The organism is Mucilaginibacter sp. HD30 (assembly GCF_054061755.1).
This window is the reverse complement of sequence record NZ_JBSSEO010000001.1, coordinates 162,550-187,375: the sequence shown is the minus strand read 5'-3', so window position 1 is coordinate 187,375 and position 24,826 is coordinate 162,550. Positions and strand designations below refer to the sequence as shown.

General features: G+C 41.8%; 27 protein-coding genes. 4 read left to right on the top strand and 23 right to left on the bottom strand.

What is annotated here, in order from left to right:
• Positions 1–22: 22 nt before the first annotated feature.
• The 9 genes from ACVW2L_RS00950 to ACVW2L_RS00910 form a co-directional block, all read right to left on the bottom strand.
• Positions 23–2,419, bottom strand: a complete 2,397-nt coding sequence (locus tag ACVW2L_RS00950; protein WP_457126073.1) for an ATP-binding protein — start codon at positions 2,417–2,419, stop codon at positions 23–25.
• Between the two features lie 106 nt (positions 2,420–2,525).
• Positions 2,526–3,518, bottom strand: a complete 993-nt coding sequence (locus tag ACVW2L_RS00945; RefSeq protein WP_457126072.1) for an aldo/keto reductase — start codon at positions 3,516–3,518, stop codon at positions 2,526–2,528.
• Between the two features lie 15 nt (positions 3,519–3,533).
• Entirely contained in the window at positions 3,534–4,364 is an 831-nt protein-coding gene (locus ACVW2L_RS00940) for an alpha/beta hydrolase (RefSeq protein WP_457126071.1), read from the bottom strand.
• 25 nt (positions 4,365–4,389) lie between these two features.
• Positions 4,390–5,247 carry a fumarylacetoacetate hydrolase family protein gene (locus ACVW2L_RS00935; RefSeq protein ID WP_457126070.1) on the bottom strand — a complete coding sequence of 286 codons (858 nt, stop codon included), beginning with the start codon at positions 5,245–5,247 and terminating at the stop codon, positions 4,390–4,392.
• 66 nt (positions 5,248–5,313) lie between these two features.
• Positions 5,314–5,694 (bottom strand): hypothetical protein, encoded by a 381-nt coding sequence (locus tag ACVW2L_RS00930; protein ID WP_457126069.1) that lies wholly within the window; start codon positions 5,692–5,694, stop codon positions 5,314–5,316.
• Positions 5,695–5,800: 106 nt separating this feature from the next.
• A complete protein-coding gene (locus ACVW2L_RS00925; RefSeq protein WP_457126068.1) occupies positions 5,801–6,781 on the bottom strand; it encodes a hypothetical protein in 981 nt (326 codons plus the stop codon).
• A gap of 100 nt (positions 6,782–6,881) precedes the next feature.
• Positions 6,882–7,991, bottom strand: coding sequence for a hypothetical protein (locus ACVW2L_RS00920; RefSeq protein WP_457126067.1), 1,110 nt, complete (start codon positions 7,989–7,991; stop codon positions 6,882–6,884).
• Between the two features lie 105 nt (positions 7,992–8,096).
• Positions 8,097–8,588 (bottom strand): cupin domain-containing protein, encoded by a 492-nt coding sequence (locus ACVW2L_RS00915; protein WP_457126066.1) that lies wholly within the window; start codon positions 8,586–8,588, stop codon positions 8,097–8,099.
• A gap of 82 nt (positions 8,589–8,670) precedes the next feature.
• Entirely contained in the window at positions 8,671–9,597 is a 927-nt protein-coding gene (locus ACVW2L_RS00910) for an EamA family transporter (RefSeq protein WP_457126065.1), read from the bottom strand.
• A 380-nt stretch (positions 9,598–9,977) separates the two neighbouring features.
• Between ACVW2L_RS00910 and mqnC the strand changes: the two genes are divergently transcribed.
• Complete coding sequence (mqnC, locus tag ACVW2L_RS00905) at positions 9,978–11,102, top strand: cyclic dehypoxanthinyl futalosine synthase (RefSeq protein ID WP_457126064.1); 1,125 nt, start codon at positions 9,978–9,980, stop codon at positions 11,100–11,102.
• Here mqnC and ACVW2L_RS00900 read toward each other — a convergent pair.
• The 5 genes from ACVW2L_RS00900 to ACVW2L_RS00880 form a co-directional block, all read right to left on the bottom strand.
• Positions 11,099–11,791 carry a LytR/AlgR family response regulator transcription factor gene (locus ACVW2L_RS00900; RefSeq protein ID WP_457126063.1) on the bottom strand — a complete coding sequence of 231 codons (693 nt, stop codon included), beginning with the start codon at positions 11,789–11,791 and terminating at the stop codon, positions 11,099–11,101. The genes mqnC and ACVW2L_RS00900 overlap by 4 nt on opposite strands.
• 13 nt (positions 11,792–11,804) lie before the next feature.
• Positions 11,805–13,262 carry a TlpA family protein disulfide reductase gene (locus ACVW2L_RS00895; RefSeq protein ID WP_457126062.1) on the bottom strand — a complete coding sequence of 486 codons (1,458 nt, stop codon included), beginning with the start codon at positions 13,260–13,262 and terminating at the stop codon, positions 11,805–11,807.
• Between the two features lie 9 nt (positions 13,263–13,271).
• Positions 13,272–14,327 (bottom strand): sensor histidine kinase, encoded by a 1,056-nt coding sequence (locus ACVW2L_RS00890; RefSeq protein WP_457126061.1) that lies wholly within the window; start codon positions 14,325–14,327, stop codon positions 13,272–13,274.
• Between the two features lie 143 nt (positions 14,328–14,470).
• Positions 14,471–15,310 carry a ferritin-like domain-containing protein gene (locus tag ACVW2L_RS00885; protein WP_457126060.1) on the bottom strand — a complete coding sequence of 280 codons (840 nt, stop codon included), beginning with the start codon at positions 15,308–15,310 and terminating at the stop codon, positions 14,471–14,473.
• A 12-nt stretch (positions 15,311–15,322) separates the two neighbouring features.
• Positions 15,323–16,024, bottom strand: coding sequence for a ferritin-like domain-containing protein (locus ACVW2L_RS00880; protein WP_457126059.1), 702 nt, complete (start codon positions 16,022–16,024; stop codon positions 15,323–15,325).
• A gap of 225 nt (positions 16,025–16,249) precedes the next feature.
• Between ACVW2L_RS00880 and scpB the strand changes: the two genes are divergently transcribed.
• The 3 genes from scpB (at position 16,250) to ACVW2L_RS00865 (ending at position 18,306) form a co-directional block, all read left to right on the top strand.
• Complete coding sequence (gene scpB / locus ACVW2L_RS00875) at positions 16,250–16,810, top strand: SMC-Scp complex subunit ScpB (RefSeq protein WP_457126058.1); 561 nt, start codon at positions 16,250–16,252, stop codon at positions 16,808–16,810.
• A gap of 102 nt (positions 16,811–16,912) precedes the next feature.
• Positions 16,913–17,098 carry a hypothetical protein gene (locus tag ACVW2L_RS00870; protein ID WP_457126057.1) on the top strand — a complete coding sequence of 62 codons (186 nt, stop codon included), beginning with the start codon at positions 16,913–16,915 and terminating at the stop codon, positions 17,096–17,098.
• A gap of 89 nt (positions 17,099–17,187) precedes the next feature.
• Entirely contained in the window at positions 17,188–18,306 is a 1,119-nt protein-coding gene (locus ACVW2L_RS00865) for a GNAT family N-acetyltransferase (protein ID WP_457126056.1), read from the top strand.
• 17 nt (positions 18,307–18,323) lie between these two features.
• Here the strand turns inward: ACVW2L_RS00865 and ACVW2L_RS00860 are convergent, their stop codons facing one another.
• The 9 genes from ACVW2L_RS00860 to ACVW2L_RS00820 all read right to left on the bottom strand — a co-directional run bounded on the left by ACVW2L_RS00860 (position 18,324) and on the right by ACVW2L_RS00820 (position 24,697).
• The gene (locus ACVW2L_RS00860; RefSeq protein WP_457126055.1) at positions 18,324–18,665 is read right to left on the bottom strand and encodes a helix-turn-helix domain-containing protein; all 342 of its coding nucleotides are present in this window, start codon (positions 18,663–18,665) and stop codon (positions 18,324–18,326) included.
• Positions 18,666–18,738: 73 nt separating this feature from the next.
• Positions 18,739–20,091, bottom strand: a complete 1,353-nt coding sequence (locus ACVW2L_RS00855) for a UDP-N-acetylmuramate--L-alanine ligase (RefSeq protein WP_457126054.1) — start codon at positions 20,089–20,091, stop codon at positions 18,739–18,741.
• Positions 20,092–20,103: 12 nt separating this feature from the next.
• Complete coding sequence (prmA, locus tag ACVW2L_RS00850; RefSeq protein WP_457126053.1) at positions 20,104–20,946, bottom strand: 50S ribosomal protein L11 methyltransferase; 843 nt, start codon at positions 20,944–20,946, stop codon at positions 20,104–20,106.
• Positions 20,943–21,404 (bottom strand): hypothetical protein, encoded by a 462-nt coding sequence (locus ACVW2L_RS00845; protein ID WP_457126052.1) that lies wholly within the window; start codon positions 21,402–21,404, stop codon positions 20,943–20,945. Before ACVW2L_RS00845 ends, prmA begins: the two co-directional genes overlap by 4 nt.
• A gap of 89 nt (positions 21,405–21,493) precedes the next feature.
• Complete coding sequence (tpiA, locus tag ACVW2L_RS00840; protein ID WP_457126051.1) at positions 21,494–22,258, bottom strand: triose-phosphate isomerase; 765 nt, start codon at positions 22,256–22,258, stop codon at positions 21,494–21,496.
• Positions 22,259–22,356: 98 nt separating this feature from the next.
• Positions 22,357–23,544 (bottom strand): GlmU family protein, encoded by a 1,188-nt coding sequence (locus ACVW2L_RS00835; protein WP_457126050.1) that lies wholly within the window; start codon positions 23,542–23,544, stop codon positions 22,357–22,359.
• A gap of 63 nt (positions 23,545–23,607) precedes the next feature.
• Complete coding sequence (locus ACVW2L_RS00830) at positions 23,608–23,856, bottom strand: type B 50S ribosomal protein L31 (RefSeq protein ID WP_457126049.1); 249 nt, start codon at positions 23,854–23,856, stop codon at positions 23,608–23,610.
• A gap of 170 nt (positions 23,857–24,026) precedes the next feature.
• The gene (locus ACVW2L_RS00825; protein WP_457126048.1) at positions 24,027–24,476 is read right to left on the bottom strand and encodes a PIN domain-containing protein; all 450 of its coding nucleotides are present in this window, start codon (positions 24,474–24,476) and stop codon (positions 24,027–24,029) included.
• Complete coding sequence (locus tag ACVW2L_RS00820) at positions 24,473–24,697, bottom strand: hypothetical protein (protein ID WP_457126047.1); 225 nt, start codon at positions 24,695–24,697, stop codon at positions 24,473–24,475. The genes ACVW2L_RS00825 and ACVW2L_RS00820 overlap by 4 nt, the downstream gene beginning before the upstream one ends.
• Between the last annotated feature and the right edge of the window lie 129 nt (positions 24,698–24,826).

The following is a 24,826-nucleotide window of genomic DNA, read 5'->3' as shown; positions in this document are numbered from 1 at the left end:
CAATAACTTTATGCCAGTTATTCTACTTAAAAATATGATACCACACTTTGCCATATAGCTCATCGGGCAAAAAAGGCTTTACAACAATATCATCAATTCCTACATCTTGTATTTCCTGTTTTACTTCGTCTGGTAAGTTTGCCGTTAACGCAATTATTGGTATGGTAACCCCTTTTTCGCGCATCGCCCTCGCCGCCTGATAACCGTCCATAACAGGCATGTGCAGATCCATTAAAATGAGTTTGTGTTTGCTAATATCTAATTTCTCCAATGCTTCTGCGCCATTTACAGCTACATCAATACCGGCGCCCCAACGTTTAAGGAAAGTTTGCGCAACCATCACATTCAACGGATTGTCCTCTACCAGTAAAATGTCCATATTGGCAAAAGGCTTGCCCTGTTTTGGTAATTGGTTTTTAGATTTTTGTTCGGGTAATGACTCGCCCGCTTTGTCAAAACTCTGGATAAAGTAGAAGACAGATCCCTTTCCCTCTTCACTAATAAGTTGCAGCGTTGTATTTTGCAGTTCCAGTATGCGTTTACTGATAGCCAGCCCTAAACCCGTACCGCCAAAACCTCTTGAAGTTGATGAATCTGCCTGGGTAAAACGTTCAAATACCAATGCTTGCTTCTCTTTAGATATGCCAATGCCTGTATCCTTAACAGCTATCTTCAGTTTGATGTTTAATTCGCTTTGCTCTATCGCGTTTATGCTAACCTCTACATATCCGGATGGCGTGAATTTAATAGCGTTATGCACCAGATTGGTTATCACCTGAGACATGCGGATAGGATCGCTCAGCACTTTACTTTTTACCAGTTCATCTGTTGTCAATTTAAGTGCTATGCCCTTATCCTCTGCTGATGTTTGTAAACTATTTACTACGTTGCGCGCAATAGCAATTACATCCGTTTCAATATGTTCAAAGGTTACTTTTCCCGCCTCAATTTTGTTATAATCAAGAATATCGTTTACAATTCCCAGTAGGTTATTGGCAGAAAATATAATTACATCCAGTTGTTCCCTTTGGTCCTGGCGCGGATTGTTTTTTAGCAATAGATGACTCATCCCAACTACCGAGTTAAGCGGCGTTCTTATCTCATGGCTCATGGTACTTAAAAACTCTGTTTTGGCCTTAAGCCCCTCTTCTGCCTGGTGTTGCGCACTTTTCAAGATGAATGACACCCGGTGCGAGAGAACCAGCGATTGCAGAAAGAAAAAGCTAACGTAGCCCAAAAAGCTAACCACTTGCAACTGTGGAATAAAGGCCCAATAATGAAATAGCGATATGGCAAAAACTATCATCAATGAAATAGAGCTTAGCAATGAATACACAGAGCCGGGACGCTTACCCCTATAAGCCCGCAGATAAACAAAGGGGATATAAACCAGGCAAAACACCATCAATACCAAAAAAGGATTGATAAGCTGCGTAAAATAGTATGGCGGAAGTGTTAGCGAAGCCAACGCAAAAGTGAAACATATGGCGCTGATTATGTTAAGAATTGGCATGTGTACATCAAGCGGGTACAAGTACCTGCTATATAGGCCAAATAACCCTATTCCGGCAAATAAAGTAACATATTCCAACCTAACGGTAATGTACCAATCCAAATCGGGCAAAAGTGTGTGCAATACATAATTATCAATACCAATAATACGGTAGCTATAAACCATTACGTATACCGAAAAAAGCAGAATAGCTTTATCCCGGTTACCAAACAGGTACAAACCGAAGAAGAATAAGCCGCCCATAATTAAACAGCCAGTAAGTAACAGATCAATCGCTTCGTTACGCTGCCTGTCAAGTCTTATTACTTCCTTGTCACCGAAATATAAGGGCTTGGTTATTCCGCCCTTGCTATGCACAAAGTTGGCAATCTGCAATACCAAGTTAAGGGTATCAATGTTTTCGTTAAAGTCTATCGTTTTGTACTGCCAATGGGGTTCAAACCCTTCAGCAGTTTGGCTTACTTTACCGTTATCTGCGGCGGGTACGCCGTTTATATACAATTTATATGCACTATACATATCAGGCACAGATAAGCGCAATTCGCTGTGTCGTTTCGGCAAAAGAATGGTAAGTTGATATGTGGCATAGCCAAATGCGGGCAATTTCTTACCGCCTGTCTGATTCCCTGTGGTCCAAAGTGAAGGGAACTTTATTAAAGCGGGCTTGCCCTTGGCCTTATTTCCAGGACCTATTAATTGTTGCCAATAAAAAAGCCATTCTCCGTTAAGTTCAATCTTATCTGTTAATGCGGCCGAGCGCAGATCAAGCACACCATTTTCTGCCACCGGATGAGCAGGTACATTCATTGCAAAGGAGCCCTGACTTATAATGAATAATACGCTTAATAATCCGGGCAGCCGCTTTAACTGCCGAAATGTTTTAACGTAAAATGTAATTAGTGACATGGAGGATTAAAAGCAGCAGGTACAACAGGACGGCTGCATTCCAAAGATAAGCTTTAAATAGCTAAATGTGTAAGCGATAATAAACCCCAAGGCTTTGTGGCCGTTATTACGTACCCAATATGCCATTTATAGCAACTAAATCTTTGCTGTCGAAATTAGTTTTGGTAAAGCTATTCAGGGCATCTGTTATTTGCCATGGCTTACTGGCCCCTATTAAAACGGAAGTGATCCGGTTATCTTTCAGGATCCACGAAAGCGCCATTTGGGCCAGCTTTTGATCGCGCTGTTGCGCAATCTCATTCAGCTTTTTTACCTTCTCAATAATTTCGGGTTTTATGCTATCCACAGTAAGAAAATCACCGACCTTTAATGCTCTGGAATCAGGCGGGACACCATGCACATACCTGTCTGTTAGCAGGCCCTGCGCCAGCGGAGAAAAAGGAATACAACCAACTCCCTCCTGCTCAAGCAGATTCAGCAAACCATCTTCTACCCATCGCTCAAACATTGAATATTTGGGTTGATGAATAATTGCGGGTGTGCCCATTTCCTTAAGCAACGTTATTGCCTTTTTTGCTTCGGGCGCCCTGTAATTAGATAAACCAACGTACAACGCCTTGCCTTGGCGCACTATCAAACTAAGGGCAGCCATGGTTTCTTCCAACGGTGTTTCGGAATCTGGCCGGTGATGATAAAAAATATCCACGTAATCCAGTTTCATACGCTTAAGGCTTTGGTCAAGGCTTGAAACAAGGTATTTTTTTGAGCCCCAATCGCCATACGGTCCATCCCACATGGTGTAGCCCGCTTTTGTGGAAATTATCAGTTCGTCTCGATGATCGTGAAAATCTGTATGCAGTATCCTCCCAAAATTCTCCTCAGCAGAACCCGGTGGCGGCCCGTAGTTATTAGCCAGATCAAAATGCGTTATACCATTATCAAAAGCGGTGCGTAAAATCTCGCGGCAATTCTGTGGCGTATCATAGTCGCCAAAGTTTTGCCACAAACCCAATGATATTCTTGGCAGCTTCAATCCACTCGCGCCACTGCGCTTGTACTCCATTTGTTGATAGCGGGCCGGGGAAGGGATGTATGACATTATAAATTTTAACTTCTATTTTACCTGCGGATTATTCTTTTTAAAAAATGTACTGAAGTATAAAAGCTCATAATTAACAGCATTCGACCAATATCTCCAGTCGTGCGCGCCGGGGCGAACTATAAAATCATGCGCTATGTTGCGCTCCACCATCTTGTCGTGTAGTTCAGTGTTCACCTTATAAAAGAAATCTTCTGTGCCGCAATCAAAAATTATAGCCAAAGAGTTTGGCGTAAGCAGGTGCAATTGGTTAGTCACCGTATATTTTTCCCAATTGTCCGGATTAGTTGCATATTCGCCCAAACGCTTTGCCATGTCCCAGTTTTTGGGGAAGGGCCTGATATCAACTCCTCCGCTCATACTACCCGCGGCGCCAAACAAATCCTGATGCCTAATGCCTAAGTATAAGCCGCCATGGCCGCCCATACTAAGGCCGGTTATAGCGCGGCCACTACGGTTTTTTATAGTTTTATAGCTTTTGTCAATAAAAGGTATAAGCTCATTGGTTATATAAGTTTCGTATCTGTAGGTAGGATCAACCGGGCTGTCCCAATACCAACTGGTTACGCCGCCGTCTGCGCATACAATTATTATATTGTACAGGTCGGCGTTATCTGCCACCTTACCGCCCTTTTTAACCCAATCAGCATAATTACCACCTGCGCCATGCAATAAATAAACTACAGGGTATTGCGTGCCGGCAGCATAATTATCAGGCGTAACCACCACAGCCTTAATTTTCTTTTTCATTGCATCGCTGTAGGTTTCAACGGTGTCAATTTTGGCCGCTTTTACATTAACTACAAATGCGGTTAAACACAGCAGCAAGAGTAGGTTTCTTTTCATGATATTAGCTTTACTTATATAGATCCTAAGCGTTTGAATAAGCCTTTACAGTCTGCTTTGATGTTCCTAACCCATCAATGCCCAGTTCCATAACATCGCCGGGCTGTAAATATGCGGGTGGTTTAAGTCCCATAGCCACCCCTGCAGGTGTACCGGTTGTTATCACATCGCCTGGTAACAAGGTCATAAATTTGCTAACGTAAGCCACCACAAACGGCACATTAAATATAAAGTTGGCTGTGCTGCCGTTCTGCATCATTTTTCCGTTTACAGACAGCCACAATTTAAGGTTGCCAGAGTCAGCAATCTCATCTGCAGTAGCCACAAATGGTCCTATAGGTGCAAAAGTATCGCAGCCTTTTCCTTTGTCCCATGTTCCACCACGCTCTAACTGAAACTCGCGCTCAGATACGTCGTTGTGCAAGGTATATCCGGCTACGTAATTTAAAGCGTCGGCTTCTTCAACATAACTTGCCTTTTTACCAATTACCACAGCAAGTTCAACTTCCCAATCTACCTTATGTGCGTATTTAGGTATAACCACATCATCAAACGGACCAACTATAGCGCTGGTGGCTTTCATAAAAATAACCGGTTCGGCAGGCGTTGCTGCGCCTGTTTCTTTAGCGTGGTCGGCATAATTAAGGCCGATACAAATTAATTTTGACGGACGCGCAATTGGGCTGCCCCAACGTTCACCATCAGCAATTACCGGTAGTTTGGCTTCGTTATCAGCAACAAATTTCTCCAGGCGGTCTAAGCCTTCCGATTCAAAAAACAGCTCATTGTAATCTTCGCCAAAAGCCGAAGTGTCATAGCGTTTTTGGTTAATGATAACGCCCGTTTTTTCTTTACCGGTGCTGCCCCATCTTATAAGTTTCATTGGTGGTATTTAATTGGATCTAAGTATGCCGATAAAGCTATTATAAAATTTAAAATTATTAAAGCCTTAATTGGTTTTATCCTGCTTTTCTATTTCTGCCCGCTCTTTTTTAATGTCTATCTTGATTAAGGCGTAAATGCTCATGTACATATTGGCTATCCACACCACCGAGAAACCAGCCAGCAAATAACCCCTCCAATCGGGCAGTAAAAATTTAAAGCCCGTAAGTATCAGCATAAAAACTGTAACATAGTGGCTAAAGCAATACTCGCAGGTAAACAGGTAAAAAAACTTGCGCCCCAATATGGTTTTGCGGGTGGTGCTTTGCTTGGTGCAATATTCGCGTGGTTCTCGAAAAACCTCTTCGTGCGTAACTGTCCATGCAATGCAGGCTGTGGGTATGGCCAATAAAAAAAGCCAGGCAACCTGGGTTAATAAAGCGGGCATATTGTTGTGTGTTTTGCTTAAGCGTGCAACTATAGTACCAAAAAAGGCCGTAGCAGGTTTGTAGCAGGGTGTAGCCCCCCTTGCTCCGCTACACCATAATGCATCGTCATTTATTTATCTCAAACTGCCGCTCATAATAGGGGTTGTCGTTTTTCTTCTGCTTGTAGATGTCTCGGTCAAAAACCTTGTTCAGGTTGTTGCCGGCAAGGTCTTCAAGGCGTGCCGCAATACGCAGTTTATACGCTCCCATGGGCCACTCAGCATCGGGCGTAAACATCCATGCCTTGTCTTTATTAGCAAGCGTTACCTTACCCTCAACAGTTTTACAGCTCTCCGTTAAAATACTTAACGACTCCTGCAAAAGATAATGATCAACCGGGTAGCCTAAAGAAACAATAACCGGCGCTTTGGTACCCGCCTTGGACCCTGCAATGCGCCATTGGTTAATATTAAGCTGCGCATCGACACGAGGACCTACTACGAACTTTTTGCTGATGCCTTTCTGGAGAGACAAGCCGCGACGGTCTCTCCATCTACCGGCGATCACTAACTCGTACGCCTGGTGGCTATGCAACGGTTTACCTAACTCTTTATTCAAAACCAGATCGCGCTTTATACGCCCTGGATCTATCCACACGGTTAAAACCTTGTCTGCGGGGTCCCACAGTTCGGGTTTTAGATCCAAAAATATTCGCTGCAAGGTATCACGGTTCTTATCCAGCAAAAAAATGTGCTCAAGTGCGCTACCCGTTTGCATAGGCTCAGAAAACTCGATGTAAAACTTGAGTAAGTTTTCCGGCACGGTATCAGCCTGCGGATAAATTGTGCGCACGATTGGCGGCTTGCCGGAACTATTTGGCACCGCTATTTTGCCCACTACCCTGTTGTTTTGTAAAACGCCATATTCCATTCCCTGCGATAAGGGGATAAGCGGCTCAAATAATGTACCGCTATCTGTTTTAATAAAATCCCCTAAAACGTTGTGGTCGCTTCCGTTTAGCGATACAGCAAGCGGGTATTTATCCATATCCTCGATTAACTGCTCGGGGATGAGGATGCCTTTAGCTAAACCACTTTTCCATACCAAAGTGATTTTATCCGACCTATGCGATTGGCAGGCGGCAATAAAGCACAAAAAAAACACCAGGCTATATTTGAATAACCTGGTGCTCGTTATAAAATTTAAATTATATAGTCTTACCATCTGAGGTCCAAAGGTCTACATCGCCATTGGCTTTTTTCTGGATCACCACTGCCCGGCCATCATCAAGCTTGTCTAATTGCAATACCTTTTCGTAAGGCAATTTGGTAAAAACTGTACCACCTGAACCCGGAATAGGTGCAGTTAAGGATTCTTTAAATTGCTTAATATCATTATAGCCAACTTTAGCCGCAGGGCGGGCACTGTTGGCCATTACCAGGTAATTCTGATCGGTTCCTTTTAACCAGATCATGTCTGACGGAGTATTCATATTGCCCATTTCGGCAATTGTGCGGCCCTTAACATGCGCACCCGCTTTCAACTCATCCATCGCAAAAAGAACCAACGGGGTACAGGTATAGCTGGCCACCATGTAATTTTTACCATCAATAGTGGTGGTGGTAAAAGTACGTATCGGCGAAGTGGTTTCGTAACGGCCGTGAGAGGTGTGGTACATTTCTAAACTTGCTTCATCCTGCTTGTTAGCCGTAAACGGAAAACTGATAGTGCGGAATGATGAGCTAAACTCTTTATTACTTAAACCACTAACCATTAATTTACCATCTGCAAACCCCATATCAGATATTGAGGTCAAGCGCACTAAATTTCCGCGACGGTCCTTTTCATCCGGTCCGGCAACGTTATTAAGGGTTACGGTTGAGAAGTTTATATCCTTTAACGAAACTGCCTTTATTTGGTTATCGGCACTCATAGAAAGTAGTGCCGGCGTTCCATCTGCGCTTTTAACAGCTACATACAGGTTTTTTGAAACCGGATTAACCGCCATATCTGTTATGGTAATGTTCTCCTTGGTTGTACCCAAAGCAGCGGCAATTTTTTCATCTATTTTAGGTAGATCAAATGCCTTTACGTTTGATGCTTTCTTAGTGTCTTTGGTGTCAAAGGCCACAATGCTCGCATTTTGCGAATCGCCGATGAATAATACTCCATTCGGGCCAAAAGCTAAAGACGTAATTGATTTTACCTCGGGCGTGCCACTTGTAAAACCATAAGGCAACGCGGGTTTGCGGTTAATACCTGCAAAGAGCAACACGCCAACTATGGCCGCAGTACTCATTAAATAGATCTTTTTCATTGCATAAACGTTAAATGGGTTCTTTTTTAGATTCGGGGTGGTTTATAACAAATATAATATAAGCGCCTGCCCAATTGTTTAAATAAATTACTGATAACAAGAATATTACAAACGGCAAAGCCTGTTAATCAGCGTCGTGTGCTGTGGGTATTGTTGAACCATATCGGCCTTTTTGGCCATTTTAAACTCGCTAAAATCAAACCCAGGCGCAACCGCACAACTCACCAATGCATAGCCTTCGCCACTGGGCAAGTCTGCCGCAAACCATTGTCCAGCCTCAACCACAATCTGCAGATCACCGGTTATTTGGTCGGAAAGTTCATGTGTTGTAAGCCCGCCGTTTACGTCAATAACATGAATATGAAGTGGTCCGCCCTTATGGAAATACCATAGTTCATCAGATTCGATACGGTGAAAGCCTGAAAAATCAGCCTCGCTTATCAAGTAATAAATTGAAGTGCAAGCCGCTTTAAGGCCACCTGGTGGGTTACGCATAATCTGTTTGGCCGAGCGGTAAACTTCCTTGTAAAAGCCACCCTCGGGATGAGCATGCAGCTGCAGATGCTTCACCCAATGGTTTGCGTCTTCTATTATCATAATCAGTTAATTGGTGTAACTAATGTACACATTATTGATAATAGATAACATATATCATTAAACAACCCTATAGAATAAAACACTACTTTTTGGTGTATTGCTTATAGTTGATGAGCAACACACTTAAAAGTATGATACCCAAACCCACCAATTGCCACACAGAAATGTTTTCATTACCCACCCAAACGCCCAGCAAGACTGCTATTACAGGGTTAACATAAGCATGGGTGCTCACCTGTGTAGCGGGCCTTACCGAGAGCAGCCAAACGTATGCGGTGAATGCTATGATAGATCCAAATACGATTAAAAAGCCTATGGCCAGCCAGGCTTGTGTAGGTACTGTGGAAGGATTAAAGCCGGCAAACTCATTATGCAATGCGCTTATGGGCAGATAAACTATGCCCGCCGTAAGCATTTGCCAGGCGGTAGTTATACGCGCCGGACTACTGCCCGGTCGCTTTTTTGAGTATAAACCGCCTAACGCCCAGGCGCCCGGACCAAATATCAACAAGCCCAGGCTAATCAATTGCTCGCGGGTAAAGCTGCCATCGAGTGATTGTAGGATGGCTTCACCGAACAGCATACAAACGCCTGCGAAACCTATTACCAAACCGCCAACTGTACTTGCACTGCGCAGGTTCTTGCTCCAGTTGGGTTTATCCAATATCACAAACCACAGAGGGCCGATGGATACAATTATAGCCACCATAGCGCTGGGGATGGTGCGCTCTGCCCAGATAACTATGCCCATGCCGCCAACCAGCATAAGGCAGCCGCTTACCGCGGCGGTAGCAACATCGCCTTTAACCCAAAGTTTATCACCTTTTATGCCGCACCAGGCCAGCATTAGCCCGCCTGCTACAATAAAGCGCACCGCACCCATTAAAAACGGCGGGAAACCGTGGATAGCAACCTGGATAAAAAAGTAAGTGGACCCCCAAACCACATACACCAGCGCAAAGGCGATGATTACCCAAAGGGTTGGCGCGGGTTTGGTTGTGGTTGTCATTTTGTGCGGTTGTTGCTTAAACTGCAAGATGTGAATATTACTTGTGAATAGCGAACAGCTTTCATCACCCGAAGGTAAAGGATGTGTCTCGCTTGTCCCACGTGGGAGTGAGACATAGCGGGACATCGTGGGACACATTTTTTATTAATCGGCTGGCAACAAGCACTTTGCAGTTTTTGTGTGGGACAAAGTGAGACTACTTATTCGTCAGGAAATTTAGCTGTAAACAATATTTAATAAATTCATTTTCAGTGGGTTGTGAAAATGGGTTTTTTTGTCCCAAAAATCTGATTTTTTATAAAAATTCGCTATTGTCACCCCATCAACACCTTTCGCTTTTAACCTTTCTGCTTTAAGCCGCCACTATGTATATTTGTACTATGAATACAGCCGATCTGTTACAACGCGCCGCCGGGTTTGATTTTTTGAGTATGGAGGAGGGCGTTTATCTTTACCACAACGCCCCTACTGCCGAGCTGGCTTATGTAGCTAACGAGCTGCGTAAAAAAAAGGTGCCGCATGGTAAGGTTACCTGGCAGATTGATCGGAATGTTAACACCACCAATGTTTGTATAGCCAATTGCAAGTTCTGCAACTTCTTTCGCCGACCTGGGCACGAGGATAGCTATATAACCGATATTGAAACGTATAAACAAAAAATAGAGGAGACTTTCCGTTACGGGGGCGACCAGCTGTTGCTGCAAGGCGGTCATCACCCTGATCTGGGTCTTCAGTTTTATACCGATCTGTTTAAACAGCTAAAAGAGCTTTATCCTTCGCTTAAACTGCATTCGTTAGGTCCGCCTGAAATTGCGCACGTTGCCAAGTTGGAGAACATGAGTCATTTTGATGTGCTCAGCGCCATGAAAGCCGCAGGATTGGATTCATTACCAGGTGCGGGAGCAGAAATATTGAACGACCGGGTGCGCCGCCTGATATCAAAAGGCAAATGCGGTGGCAAGGAGTGGCTGGATGTTATGCGTGCTGCCCATCAACTTAATCTGCCCTCGTCTGCAACGATGATGTTTGGGCATGTTGAAACCATTGAAGAGCGTTTTGAGCATTTGGTTTGGATCCGCGAGGTACAGGCCGAAAAGCCCGAAGGGCATTATGGGTTTGTTGCTTTCATCCCATGGCCGTTTCAGGATGACGGAACGCTGCTGCGTAAAGTTCGCGGCATAACTAATAATGTATCGGGCGATGAATATATCCGTATGATAGCCCTGAGCCGCATTATGCTGCCTAACATAAAAAACATCCAGGCATCGTGGTTAACCGTTGGCAAGCAGGTTGCACAATTGTGTTTACACTCAGGTGCTAATGATTTTGGCTCTATAATGATAGAAGAGAACGTGGTATCTGCCGCAGGCGCACCCCACCGTTTTACGGCTAAAGGCATTCAAAACTCCATTGCCGAAGCAGGCTTTGAGCCGCAGCTGCGCAATCAAAAATACGAATGGCGCGAAACTCCTGCAGAACTGGAAGAACAGGTTATTAACTATTAAATTTTATTTAAAATCTGCAAAAAAGCTTCCCGGTACGAGCTTGATACCGATATTTTTTTTCCTGCTACAGTCAATTGATGTTTTTCAACCTTCTCAACTTTTGAAACCGCAACAACGAATGATTTATGTACCTGTACAAATTCATCCTTCGGCAGTTTAAGCAACAGTTTACTGAGAGTTGTACGCGTTAAAGTACTCTTTTGCCCTTCAACAATAGTTACGTAATTACCCTCTGCCTCGGCGTAGAGCAAAGCGTCAATATTTATTCGCACCCAATCATAACCATCTTTTACAAAAAGGCTGTTATCATTTACAACACTCTGCTGAACGGGGGCCGACAATCTTTTTTCTGCTAACTCACACGCTTGCAAAAACCGCCCGAAATTAATGGGTTTAAGCAAATAATCAGTGGCGGCGAGCTCAAAACCTTTTATAGCATGCTCCGGGTGCGCAGTTGTAAATACAATCTGCGCACGCCGGTTTACCAAACCCGCAAATTCAAGACCCGACAGATCGGGCATGTTAATATCCAAAAAAATAAGCTGCACCGGATTGCTCCTGATATACGTTAATGCCTCTGCTGCACTTAAAAAAGTAGCTACAAGGTCCAAAAGCGGGGTTTGTTCTGCATGATTGCGGATGATATTCAGCGCCATGGGTTCATCGTCAATAGCAATTGCCTTTATCATTTATAGGTTTTCGTTATTTTAAAAAAGTTAAAATTTCATCACTATCCGGGTTTGGAGCAGTATACGCCGCTATTTTACCGCTCTCGTCTATCAACAAATAATGTGGTATGGCCTTTATATCATAATCACCGGCGAATTCATTTTTAAATCCGCCCTTTCCTGCGTATAGCTGTAAGCCCCTCATTGGATATTTTTTAATAAACGCCCGCCATTCGCTTTCATTATCATCTAAAGAAACTGTAATAAATACCACATTTTCATTATTTCCATACAGCGCACCCAGCTTATTCCAGGCGGGTATAGCTGCAATACAGGGGCCGCACCATGATGCACTCATATCAAAATATAGTTTTTTTCCTTTAAAATTGTCCAGGGTATATACCTTGCCTGCTGTATCTTTTAAAATAAAGTCGGGAGCCTGAGCTCCTTTAGCAAACCTGACATCAGCAATTATCTTATCTATATTGGCTTTAACAATTTTTAAATTCGTGTTGTTATTACGTAAAAGCACCTTGATAAGATCATTGACAACGGCAGCCCTCTTTGCATCTTTACTATACTTCACATCGACAAGTACATCATTTAAAAATACAGCTTTAAAATCGTCTCTAACTTTAGTATTTGTTGTTAGCTCGTCAATAATATTCATGCACAGATCAAGGTATTTATTATCTGAAAACTTTTCGCCGGTTACTTTTATTTTTTTGAGGGCCATATCCCGTATCAGCGTGCAATAGAACGAGCGGTAATAATTGAGTGATAAAAGTTTAGGATCGTTAAATTCAGCGACGTCAGAATATTGATAATGATCCGGGCGATTGATCTTATATCTGTTCTGAATGAATTTAAATTTTTCAAAGTCAGATCCCTCAAAGGTCATCTTATAATAAAGGTCCATATAATGGAAACCGTTGGCTTGCTGTTCAATAAACCGCTGTTTTTCAGCGTGGTTTATTTTTGAAAAATAAATTTTAAGAAAGTTTACCCTATCATTTGTTATTGAATCCTGTACCAAGAAATATTTACCGCTGAATAATTTAGATTCACGTTCAAAATCCGGATTTCTTTTGTTGTACTCAGCCGCAATCTTTCTCCAAAAATCACGATCATCTGCATAATAATTAGCAAACACTGCTGCGTCGCCACTAAATTCCGGCTTAGCCTTAAGGTCAATATTAAGCGAATTGCCGGGTACCGCCCACAGTTGCACAGTTGATTTTCCGTACCGCAGGTAAACACTTTGCGGTGCTTTTATTTTAACAATGTATTTAAGCTTTTCGGCACTATTCAATTTAACTGTATCGGTAACAGTACTAATACCGTATTTATCGGGTACTGCTACAAGTAATTGTGGATTGCTCCCGTCAGATGTTATAAACAACGTTGCACTGGTAGCTTGCGCATTTACTTTTGGAAAGTAAATGATACAGCAAATGCTTAGCATATAAGCTATGCTTTTAAAATTTTTCATATTGATTGGTTAAATAAGTTTAACAGAGAGCTCTACTTTATAAATTTCGCCGGGGTCTTCATGCCGAAGCGAATAGTTATTTTCGTAGAGTAGTTCAAGCCGTTTGCGGGTATTGACAATACCGGTGTTATTGCCTCCCACGTCAACGTGTTCAGTTATTATACGGTTTTTAATGCTCATGGTGAGGTATCCATCGCGTATGTCTATCGTTAAATCAATAAAACAGGGGTGATCAATACTAATACCGTATTTAAAAGCATTTTCTATAAAAGGTAAGAGTATAAGCGGCGCTATTTGGTAGTTACCATTGTATGCAGTTACATAGGTTTTTATGTTGATAGAATCTTTTTGGGGCAAACGCGCACGTTGTAACGATAGGTAATTGTTTACAAATTTTAGTTCGTCTGTTAAAAGCACAAAATTATTACGCATGCCTGCAATGGTATACCGCATCATTTCGGATATCATGTTAACAATCTCGGCAGTTTTACCAGCTTTTTCATCAAGCGCTGTACCATACAAATAGTTAAGGCTGTTAAAAAAGAAGTGAGGGTTTAACTGCGATTTTAGCGCGTTCAGTTCATTCTCGCTGCGCTGAAGTTTCATTTCTTTTGATAGCGCGCGTTCATGCAACGCTTTGCGCACAAATCCATATGCTAAAGCATAACAGGCAAAAACCAGCGTGGCTTGTATTATTGAAAACGGCTCATTATTAAAACGGTCCCGATTCCAGGGGATGTGATGAATTACTGCAATTAAAATACCAATAGCAAAGCAAGACAGTATAGCGGAACGCATCAAATTTCGCCTGAATAGAAACCACCAGGTAATTTCCACTAACGGAACAAAAAGAAAAAGTTTGCATATAAGGTAGTATACATTGCTTGGGTAGTAATTCAAAAGCAGGAAATACTCCCAGGCTGTGGTAGCGGTACCATCGGCTTTCCATAGATAATTACCATGCAGATGTACACGGTATACGTAAGGCAAAACAAAATTGATATTCAATATAACCCACCATGCCAGCATGTGAATTATTGTTGAGCGTATGATTTTCTTATTCATTTTGACTGACCGTTTACCAAAGGAAGCAAACAGTTTGGCCATCAAAAAATAAATGTGACAAAGTGCTATGGGAATGTTGTAAAACAGCAATGCCCGGTGATATACCGGGCATTGCTGTAATTAAGATTAACTGATCTTTTTGCTTATTTAACCCCAAAAGGCGTTACCAACGGCAGCACTTGTGCCATGGTTAATGGTTCGTCAAAGCTGGCAGTTGCAGCGTTAATAGAAATGTTACCGCCTACGCCTGCTAAACTTGTTATAGTAACAGGGCCTTGTGTTATGTTATCCTCGCCTGCGTAGTTAGCATTTACAGCAGATATGCCTGTATCATTGGCGCCGGTTATCCAAGGTTTGGTGCCGGTAGCGCCACGGCTTCTGCGCAACTGGCGCACAGCAGCCGCATGGCGTGCTTCAACCGAGTGAATGTTTAATGCTGCAGAAAGTGCCACACCATCTTTTTGTAAGTTAGGTGCCTGTCCTTTATAAGCACGTACGCCTGTATCTTCTAACGCTTGTGCAACCGCTAAGAAAGTATCAACGCTGGTAAAAACTGTTGGGAACGTGCCACCGGCTGTAAAATCGTAAACACCGGCTGTACCTTGGGTTGATTGCGCAACAGCGGCACTACCTAAAACATTTTTCAAAAAGGTAACGTGTGCATTCTCGTGACCTTGAATGGTTTGCACGTATGATTTTTCGCTTGCAGAAAAAGCAAGGCTTGATGCAGCACCTGTGTTGTAAAACGCAGCTTCTAAGTACTCTAATTTTAAAGCATAGTTAAGCACATCAGCTACAGACGGAGTAGCCGTTTGACCGTAAGCTTTTTTAAACAAAGTGGCAAACGCAAATGGCATAGCTGCTATGGCTACTTTTGAGCCAAAGCTTGTAATATTGCGTATTGCTGCGCGGCGTGGGCTGATCCTGTCTTTAAACTCCGGATCAACGTTTTCTATTTCTTCAATTATGTTCAATAAATTCATGATCGTTATGTTTTAAGCGGTGTAACCATAAGCGTAAGCATTCACCTTAGTTTTCAAAAAGGTGTTGGCAGTTGCTAATACCATAGGGATTGTTTTAGGTTTATCCATCCCGAAACCATCAAGAATGGTGGCATCTGCAAAGCTGCCCGGGTTAACCAAATTGCGTATATAAGCCGCGTGCCTTGCTTCAACAGAAACAATTTTACCCGCTATAGTTAAATAAGCAGCATCTTTTATCATAAAGCCTGCACCATTATATGCAGATACGCCCAAATCTTCAAAAGCCTGTGCAGTAGCTAATACGCTTGCTTTGTTGCTAAAATTTACAGCAGTAAAATCAGGCGTAAGTGCCTGTATGGCGTTGCTGCCTAAAGCTGCTTTAAAAAATTCGCGGTGAGCCAGCTCATGGTCGCGGATGTCTGTAAATAAAGCTATCTCATCAGCAGATGCGCCGGTATACATATTGGCAGTAACCTGGGTGTAAAATGCTGCTTCTAATTGCTCTAAGGCATAAGCGTAGTTAAGTATGGCAAAATCGCCTTGTGCGCCTAAGTCAATGCCAACGTTGCCGCCGCCTACAACTCCGCCCTCATCTTTTTTACAAGCGCCCGCTGCTAAAATGCCAACCCCGGCAAGGCCTGCACCTGCGTAACGCAAAAACGACCGCCGCCCAAGGCTGGCGCCATCTTTTTCGAATAGTGTTTCTGTTTTCATAATGATGTTACTTTATTATTAAATACTGGTAGGTTTGTTTACATTATCTACGCAATTTTCATACTACGGTTTTGCGCGGGCAAGTATTTGATACTTCTTTATGGAATAAAATCTTTCTTTCAAGTATAAGCCACTCCAAAATGGAGTAAATTATATTTCCCGAAAAGTAAAAACCATCATTTTCATATAGTTTGAAGTGGGCAGAAAGATTAGTAATTTAGGACAATGGAGCAGCCGGAACTTTATATTGAAGCCTTGATCTTCGCATCAGAACAAAGCATACGTATTGAAGAGATAATGTATTGCCTGCAAACAGTATTTGAACGCGACTATACTACCGAGGAAGTGAGCGGCTATATTAACAGCATTGAGCTTAAATACAAAGAAAATAACACGGCTATTGAACTGGTAAATATTAATAACGGATACCAGTTTCTGACAAAAAAAACATATCACCCGATAATAAATTTGTTGCAGTTACAGCGGGCTAAAAAGAAACTGAGCCAGGCCGCTTTAGAGACCCTGGCGGTAGTTGCTTACAAGCAGCCGGTAACCAAAACAGAGATTGAACAGATACGGGGGGTTAATTGCGATTACTCCATACAAAAACTGCTGGAAAAGGAACTGATAAGCATTGCGGGCAAATCTGATACGGTAGGTAAACCGCTTCTTTACAGCACAAGCGGGCAGTTTATGGATTACTTTGGCATAAACAGTATAAACGAATTACCTCATTTAAAGGAACTTGCAGACAATTCATCAATTATTGGCGAGCAGGTAGAATAATTTGTATTTGTTTTTCTTTAAAAATGATTTTTAATTATTTTTACTAATAATAACACCACACTATAACCAGTACTAAAACTATACACAAAAAATTCAACGCACATGGGAGCGCCAAAAAAAATTGCAGACAAAAACATTCCTAAAAGCACAGAGGAAGATGATGACGATGATGATTCGTTAGAGACGGGCACAAAAGGAAAAGTAGTTGAAGATGAGGACGATTTTGACGGCCCGTTAGACGACCTTGCCTTTGAAGATTTCGGCGACGAGGATGACGACGACTTTTAAGTAATAAATTATAAATAGAGATTTAAAAGCATTCGCAGGTTTAATGCCTTCGGATGCTTTTTTTATATTCAGACGGTTTTAAATATTGAATGACAGTTTTAGAAGTAACAGACAGCAAAACCAAAAAGGCGTTTTTAGATGTGGCGCGCGCTATTTATAAAAATGATGAGAACTGGGTTTGCCCCCTTGACAATGATGTTGAGGCGGTATTTGATCCTAAAAAAAATAATTTCCACCAATTTGGGAAGTGTGTAAGATGGATACTAAAAGATGACGCGGGGCAACTTATTGGCCGCATTGCTGCTTTCATTAATAATAAAAAAGCATTTAACTATGAGCAGCCAACGGGTGGCATTGGCTTTTTTGAATGCATAAATAACCAGGCCGCAGCCAACCTGTTATTTGATACCGCGAAAAGCTGGTTGCAGCAAAATGGCATGCAAGCTATGGACGGCCCTATTAACTTTGGCGAAAATGATACCTTTTGGGGCTTGCTGGTTGATGGTTTTAATCCACCATCATACGGCATGAACTACCACCTGCCCTACTACCTTGCCCTTTTTGAAAGTTATGGTTTTAAAACACTTTACGAACAGATAACCAACCAGCTATCTCCGCGTGTTCCGTTCCCGGCGCGTTTTGAAAAAATTGCACGCTGGGTATCGCAAAAGCCGGGCTATGAGTTTAAGCACTTAAAGGTTAAACAGATAGAAAAATTTGCTGCAGACTTTGTTGAAATTTATAATGACGCCTGGAGCGATTTTGAAAACTTTGTACCCATAAACCATGGCACCATATTAGAAAGCTTTAATAAAATGAAACCCATTTTAGATGAAAAGCTAATATGGTTTGCCTATGTAAACGGCGAACCGGCAGCATTTAACATTGTTTTGCCTGATGCCAACCAGATGATAAAACCCTTAAAAGGTAAGCTAAACCTTATAGGTAAATTGATATTTGCTTATCGCAGATGGAAGGGTGTTAACCGTATGCGCGCCATTGTAATGGGCACCAAGAAAAAGTTTCAAAATCACGGCATCGAGTCGGCGCTGTTTATCACATTAGGCGATTATGTTTTACCGCTTGATCAGTATGATACGCTGGAACTATCGTGGGTAGGAGACTTCAATGAGAAAATGCTGGCGCTTCACCACTCAATGGGTGCTACATTTGCCAACAAACATCTTACAATGCGTTGTATATTTTAAACACAATGGGTTAGCAGTTAAGCAGTTGCTTTATTATGGCGCAGCTCTTCAAAAAGTTCAATAACTTTCTTTTGCAAGTCAATTATCTCTATCTCTCTATCGGTTAACTTTTTGTTTACCACCTCAAGCTCATTCACAAATTTTTGCTCTTGCTCGTGGTCGTTAAAGGTAAGCAGCTGCACAACAGACATGTCAAACAATGTAGAGATCTGCTCAAGGCGAGACAGGTTAATATCTGTTATTCCGGTTTCTATCTTGGAAAAAGCAGGAATAGATATGTCAAGCCTTTTTGCAACATCTTCCTGGCTCCATCCTTTTTGATGACGCAATAACCTGATTTTTTTTCCTAATGATTTCATTTCAGCTCAAATAGTGGTAAGGGTTTCTCAATAGTTAATAAAGTTACTATTTTTTTTGAAATCCAAACACTAATTATAATATTTTATTTTTTAGTTCAATTAAATCCAATCCCCCGAAATTTCCTGAACTCATCATTAACAAATTGGCATTCAGCACTTCAATACTTTCCAGGTAGGTTTTTAAAGCTGCCGGTTGGTTAAAAAATATAATATTTCTTGCAAAAGCTTTCTCAACAATCTCTGCCGGATAGGGCTCCATTTTCTTTTGCTCGAAAGTTTTGTTATCTATAAAGACAATTGCTTCGTCGGCTTCGTCCATTGTGCCGGCATATTCCGCTAAAAAATCTTTGTTCAGGCTGCTAAAAGTGTGCAGTTCAATACAAGCTATTAGTTTGCGTTGCGGAAACTGTGTTTTAACAGCCTTAATTGTGGCAGAAAGCTTGGACGGCGAATGCGCGAAATCTTTAAATAAACTGGCGGTATCATTCTTGCCCACCAGCTCCAACCGTCGCGCTGCGCCTTTAAAGGTGGTTATATAACTGTAAAAATCGGCCGATGAAATACCCTGACTTTCGCAAGCCAAACGTGCTGCCTGCATATTTAACAGGTTATGCTCGCCAAAAACCTGTAAAGGGTATTTTTTTCCTTCGGATAAGATGGTGGTGATGCCGTCTTCAATAACATATTCAGGCAAGGTATAAGGCAGCTTATCAACGGGTGCCGCGCTTTCCGTTACAACCTTATTTAAAACCTCGTCATCTTCACTGTATATCAACCTGCCACCGGGTTGTATGGTATCAATAAATATTTTAAACTGATCAATATAGCTCTGAAAAGTTGGGAACACGTTAATATGGTCCCAGGCAATGCCGCTTATAATGCCAACGTTAGCCTTGTAAAGATGAAATTTTGGTCGCCTGTCAATTGGCGAGGCCAGATACTCATCGCCCTCAATAACCATAACCGGCGCTTTTGCCGTGAGCTTCACCATGGTGTCAAAACCTTCCATTTGCGCCCCAACCAGGTAATCAAAATCTTTACCGGCCGCCTGTAAGGCATGCAAGATCATGGATGTAATGGTAGTTTTGCCATGGCTACCGCCGATAACAATCCGCTGCTTATCTTTTGATTGCTCGTATACATACTCGGGGTACGAGTATACTTTTAAACCTAATTCCTGTGCTTTAAGCAGCTCGGGGTTATCTATCCGCGCGTGCATACCTAAAATAACAGCGTCCAATTGGATTGTTATCTTTTCAGGATACCAGCCGTTTTCGGCAGGTAATATGCCATGTTTTTTTAGGCGAGAAACGGAAGGCTCAAACAACACATCGTCTGATCCGCTTACCTCAAATCCCTTTTTATGCAGCGCGATGGCAAGATTATGCATTGCCGCACCGCCTATAGCTATAAAATGTATCCTCATACCCTATTATTTTTAGCTGAGTTTTATAAATTTTGCCGCCACCCAGTCTTTATCTTTTTTGTGTGCTATATAGCTTAAACCACATTGGTTGGCAGCCTGCGTTATAATATCCAGATCGGGTGTTTCATAAAAACCACTGAAAAATATGGTGCTATTCGGTTTTAATACCTCAGCATATTTATCCATTTGATCTAACAGGATGTTACGGTTAATGTTGGCCAATATAACATCAAATTGCTCCGCAGGAATGGCTTCCTTTGATCCGCATAGCGCCTTAATATTTGCTATGCCATTCAATTGCGCATTCTCTATAGCACTCTCATAACAAACGGGATCATAATCAATGGCTGTAATATCACCTGCATTTAGTTTGGCAGCCATTATAGCTAAAATACCGGTACCGCAGCCCATATCCAACACTTTTTTATGGGTGAAGTCTTCATCCAACATCAATTGCAATATCATTGATGTAGTTTGATGATGCCCGGTACCGAACGCCATTTTAGGGTCTATAACTATCTCGTATTTCACATCCGGCCTGGCCTCATGAAAAGTGGCGCGCACAGATATTTGGTCGCCGATAACCAATGGCTCAAAGTTACTTTCCCATACCTCGTTCCAGTTTTTTTGCTCAATTAAATTGTCTTTATGGCTAAACGGAAACTGCTCAAAAAAAGGATTAAGCGTTGCGGTAAGCATTTCCTCGTTAAAGGTATCGGCAGGTATATAGGCGTTAAAGCCCTCTTCATTTTCTTCAAAAGTGTCAAAACCTATTTCGCCTAAAGCGTGGATCAACAGGTCGCGGCGAAAGCCTTCATCGTCCTCAACAGTAAAAGATATTTCGTAATAATTCATGCTTCTTTTTCTTTCTTCGCTTGTGTTTTTTTTATGATAAGGTCTATAATAAATAACAACGCAACATTGATAAGCCAGTACATTCCCTGCACACCAAACAGCGCCCCTATTGAACGGTATAAACTGTCTGTGCCTAAAGCCTTATCCCAAATAGCATAGCTAACACCTACAGCCAACACCAAACTTGCCGATACCACCCACAGCAGCGTGATAAAGGCTGCACGAAACAATCTGGCATTTAACCTGTCCCAAATAGGGAGGACAACAACGTATTGCGTTAAAAAAAGTATAACGTATAAATAGGGAGATGCGTACCTGAAATAATACATCAGGCTGGCGAGGGATATTTCTGTTAATTGCCCTGCAATGTCTTTATGCGCTTCATCCAAAGCGGTATACCTCGCGAATATAAGGTACGGGATAAGTGTAGGAAGGAGCAGCTTTAAAACGGTTTTCATTGGCAGGATAAAAGATTGGATATTAAAGATCAAAGATTGGCTTTTGTTTGCTTTGTAACCAATCTTTAATCTTCAAATGCTAATCTTTATTAGTTGAAAGCCTTTACTATATCCGTAAAATTGCGCGATTTTAGTGATGCGCCGCCTATTAAACCGCCATCAATATCAGGCTGTGCGAACAGCTCGGCCGCGTTTTTAGGATTGCAGCTGCCTCCGTATAAAATGGTAGTAGCATCAGCCAGAGCCTGGCTATATTTTGCAGCAATTTCTTTGCGGATAAAAGCATGGATCTCCTGCGCCTGTGCAGATGATGCGGTAACGCCTGTACCTATGGCCCAAACGGGCTCGTAAGCGATAACTATTTTAGCAAAAGCCGTTTCATCTAAATGGAAAACACCTTCAACCAACTGGCTTTTTATAATATCAAAATGCTGGTTAGCTTCGCGCTCCTTCAAGGTTTCGCCAATACAGAAGATGGGTTTAAGATCATTAGCTAAGGCAGTATCTGTTTTTTTAGCCAGCAGTTCATTGCTTTCGCCAAAATACTGGCGGCGCTCTGAGTGCCCTAAAATAACATATTCAGCACCTACAGATTTTACCATTTTAGCAGAAGTTTCGCCGGTAAACGCACCCGACTCATTTTGATGCGCGTTTTGTGCACCTACCGCTATATTAGCATAACCTTTAGCCAGCTGCGCCAGGCTGTGTAAATGAATAAACGGACTGCATACCACCACCTGCTGGCTGCCGGTAGCTTCGTCTTTAACCATATTGATCACTTCAGAAAACAAGGACAAACCCTCGTTGTAATCCATATTCATTTTCCAGTTACCGGCTACTATTTTTTTTCTCATCTTTTTTGGTTTATTAGGTTGATTGAGTTTATTGGGTTGATCAGTTAGTTTTTCTTACCACCACTCACCGCTTAACTCAATCAACCACTCACTATAAATTAAAATATCTCTCTATACTCCTGCGTCAGTTCAAAAACCTTCTCCAGGATGCTTTTCTCTGTATCGTCAAAAAGACGGTCGCGGCGGGTGTACACACGCTCGGCGGTTTCAAACATTTTTTTGAGGGAGTAGGTGCCAAAATCTGTTCCGCCACCCCAGGCAAAATCAGGTACAAAATTAAGCGGCATACCCGATCCGAATATGTTGGCACTCACCCCTACCACAGTACCGGTGTTAAACATGGTGTTAATACCACATTTAGAATGATCGCCCATTATCAGGCCGCAAAACTGTAAACCTGTTTTACGGAAATGCTTTGATGGGTAATCCCACAGTTTTACATCGCCGTAATTATTTTTAAGGTTAGAGTTGTTGCTATCGGCGCCAATGTTGCACCACTCGCCCATTACAGAATTACCTAAAAAGCCGTCGTGCCCTTTAGATGAATAACCCCAGATAACCGCATTGCTGATCTCGCCCCCTACCCTTGAGTAAGGCCCAATGGTTGTAGCGCCATAAATTTTTCCACCCATTTTTACCTGCGAATGCTCGCACAAAGCAAAAGCGCCGCGGATATGGGTACCCTCCCAAACCTCGGTATGTTTACCTAAGTAAATGGGGCCGTTAGTGGTGTTAAAAGTAGAGCATTCGGCCACCGCGCCATCCTCGGCAAAAAAATCATTGCCAATAATAACGTTGGTTGACGATATAGTTGCGCTGATCCGACCTGCAGTTAGCAGCTCAAAATCCTTGCGCAGCTCAACGTCATTCTTTTTAAAAATGTCTTCGGAGTATTTTATGGTTACCGGCTCGCCTGTATAATCAACTTTTTTATATGCAGATAAATTGTTGTCGTCAAATTCTTTTGCATCCCATTGGTTTAGTTTAACGGCAATAAACAAACCATCTTTAACCAATGCTTCGGAACCATGCAGCGTTAGAATGGCTTCGTAAAGTTCCTTATCCGGACAAACCGAACCATTGATAAACAAATTACTTTCCTCAATTTGGACCGGAAATTTGTTTTGAAGGTAATCAGCGGTGCTAAAAGAATATGTTAAATTGAAGTATTTGGCCCATTTTTCGGCAATAGTAAGTATGCCTATCCGGAGGTCGGCAACAGGGCGGGTATATGTTAAAGGTAATAAAGTTTGATGCGAGTTATCGTCAAACAGGATAATTGCCATGCAACAAAAATAAAAAAAGTCCCGAAGCAAAGGCCAGGGACTTTCAAATAATTTATACCGCTATTACTTTTTAGCGTAACGTGTACGGAATTTATCGATACGACCAGCTGTATCAACCAGTTTCATTTTACCGGTGTAGAACGGGTGCGAAGTATGCGAAATTTCGAGTTTTACTAATGGATATTCGTTACCGTCTTCCCACTTTACTGTTTCGCGGGTATCGATGCAAGATTTAGTTACAAAAGAGTAGTCGTTAGACATATCTTTAAATACAACTAATCTATAATTTGATGGATGCAGATCTTTCTTCATTGCTTTACTTCTTATAAAAGAGGTGCAAATGTAGTGATTTTTTTGACATTTGAAAATCTTTTTAATCAAATATTTGATAAAGATTATCTAATGAACCTACAAGGTAATCGAGAAAAACGCGAGTAAATTTATAAGACAATATGGCGTTACCTGCGGCCCGCGCTATGAATTTAATATTCTATATTAAGCAACAATGCAAGTTCTGCAGTACTCACTACGCGTTCAAACCCCATAGTTTTAATATGATTTGAAAGTTTTTTGTCACCCGTCCATAATATGCCGCCCGTCTGTAATGCCAGTGCTACAAAAGCAATATCTTTACTATCAACATCTTTTGTAAGCTGGTCAGCTTGCTCCCAATACTTCGGACTAATCGTGCTTTCATCATAAAACGTCACGTGTTTCAGCGTTTCAAAAAGCAGGGCGTCTAATTTATCGGCCGGAAGCTTGGAAGCTTTAATAAGTTTCTCACGGTGTTGGGTAAGTTCATCAACCGCATAATGGCAACTTATACGCTGTACATCAGGAAATGCTCTGAAAAATATTTCGGAAAGCTTATTCTTTTTCTCTGTGGCAATGCAAACACTAAAAAGAATATTACTATCAACAATAATAATCATTTAAGAAAACGGTGCTTATTATTTGCCCACCATTTTTTATCAACTTCTTCGGCAAGCGTAGCTGCTTCTTCCTCTGATCCTTTTTTTTGAGAAGCGATCTCCAAAACGTTAATATAATCAATCAGCTGCTGAACCGCTGTCATATTTATTGATTGGTTTGCTTTGATAATTATATTGTCATTATCGCGTGTGATAATCATCGTTTCCTCCTCTTTATCCAAAGATAGTGTGTTTTATTTCAAAAGTCAATAATCATAAAGCTTCTATCGCTAACGCATTGTCTGAACCAGGATTAATAGGATTAAAAGATTTCAGGATTTTAAACGTTGGTCTATAATCCTAAAATCATA

Bases quoted from the DNA above. Each gene is read 5' to 3' on its own strand.
- ACVW2L_RS00950 (WP_457126073.1), bottom strand. From the start codon at position 2,419: ATGTCACTAATTACATTTTACGTTAAAACATTTCGGCAGTTAAAGCGG.
- ACVW2L_RS00945 (WP_457126072.1), bottom strand. From the start codon at position 3,518: ATGTCATACATCCCTTCCCCGGCCCGCTATCAACAAATGGAGTACAAG.
- ACVW2L_RS00940 (WP_457126071.1), bottom strand. From the start codon at position 4,364: ATGAAAAGAAACCTACTCTTGCTGCTGTGTTTAACCGCATTTGTAGTT.
- ACVW2L_RS00935 (WP_457126070.1), bottom strand. From the start codon at position 5,247: ATGAAACTTATAAGATGGGGCAGCACCGGTAAAGAAAAAACGGGCGTT.
- ACVW2L_RS00930 (WP_457126069.1), bottom strand. From the start codon at position 5,694: ATGCCCGCTTTATTAACCCAGGTTGCCTGGCTTTTTTTATTGGCCATA.
- ACVW2L_RS00920 (WP_457126067.1), bottom strand. From the start codon at position 7,991: ATGAAAAAGATCTATTTAATGAGTACTGCGGCCATAGTTGGCGTGTTG.
- ACVW2L_RS00915 (WP_457126066.1), bottom strand. From the start codon at position 8,588: ATGATAATAGAAGACGCAAACCATTGGGTGAAGCATCTGCAGCTGCAT.
- ACVW2L_RS00910 (WP_457126065.1), bottom strand. From the start codon at position 9,597: ATGACAACCACAACCAAACCCGCGCCAACCCTTTGGGTAATCATCGCC.
- mqnC (WP_457126064.1), top strand. From the start codon at position 9,978: ATGAATACAGCCGATCTGTTACAACGCGCCGCCGGGTTTGATTTTTTG.
- ACVW2L_RS00900 (WP_457126063.1), bottom strand. From the start codon at position 11,791: ATGATAAAGGCAATTGCTATTGACGATGAACCCATGGCGCTGAATATC.
- ACVW2L_RS00895 (WP_457126062.1), bottom strand. From the start codon at position 13,262: ATGAAAAATTTTAAAAGCATAGCTTATATGCTAAGCATTTGCTGTATC.
- ACVW2L_RS00890 (WP_457126061.1), bottom strand. From the start codon at position 14,327: ATGAATAAGAAAATCATACGCTCAACAATAATTCACATGCTGGCATGG.
- ACVW2L_RS00885 (WP_457126060.1), bottom strand. From the start codon at position 15,310: ATGAATTTATTGAACATAATTGAAGAAATAGAAAACGTTGATCCGGAG.
- ACVW2L_RS00880 (WP_457126059.1), bottom strand. From the start codon at position 16,024: ATGAAAACAGAAACACTATTCGAAAAAGATGGCGCCAGCCTTGGGCGG.
- scpB (WP_457126058.1), top strand. From the start codon at position 16,250: ATGGAGCAGCCGGAACTTTATATTGAAGCCTTGATCTTCGCATCAGAA.
- ACVW2L_RS00870 (WP_457126057.1), top strand. From the start codon at position 16,913: ATGGGAGCGCCAAAAAAAATTGCAGACAAAAACATTCCTAAAAGCACA.
- ACVW2L_RS00865 (WP_457126056.1), top strand. From the start codon at position 17,188: ATGACAGTTTTAGAAGTAACAGACAGCAAAACCAAAAAGGCGTTTTTA.
- ACVW2L_RS00860 (WP_457126055.1), bottom strand. From the start codon at position 18,665: ATGAAATCATTAGGAAAAAAAATCAGGTTATTGCGTCATCAAAAAGGA.
- ACVW2L_RS00855 (WP_457126054.1), bottom strand. From the start codon at position 20,091: ATGAGGATACATTTTATAGCTATAGGCGGTGCGGCAATGCATAATCTT.
- prmA (WP_457126053.1), bottom strand. From the start codon at position 20,946: ATGAATTATTACGAAATATCTTTTACTGTTGAGGACGATGAAGGCTTT.
- ACVW2L_RS00845 (WP_457126052.1), bottom strand. From the start codon at position 21,404: ATGAAAACCGTTTTAAAGCTGCTCCTTCCTACACTTATCCCGTACCTT.
- tpiA (WP_457126051.1), bottom strand. From the start codon at position 22,258: ATGAGAAAAAAAATAGTAGCCGGTAACTGGAAAATGAATATGGATTAC.
- ACVW2L_RS00835 (WP_457126050.1), bottom strand. From the start codon at position 23,544: ATGGCAATTATCCTGTTTGACGATAACTCGCATCAAACTTTATTACCT.
- ACVW2L_RS00830 (WP_457126049.1), bottom strand. From the start codon at position 23,856: ATGAAGAAAGATCTGCATCCATCAAATTATAGATTAGTTGTATTTAAA.
- ACVW2L_RS00825 (WP_457126048.1), bottom strand. From the start codon at position 24,476: ATGATTATTATTGTTGATAGTAATATTCTTTTTAGTGTTTGCATTGCC.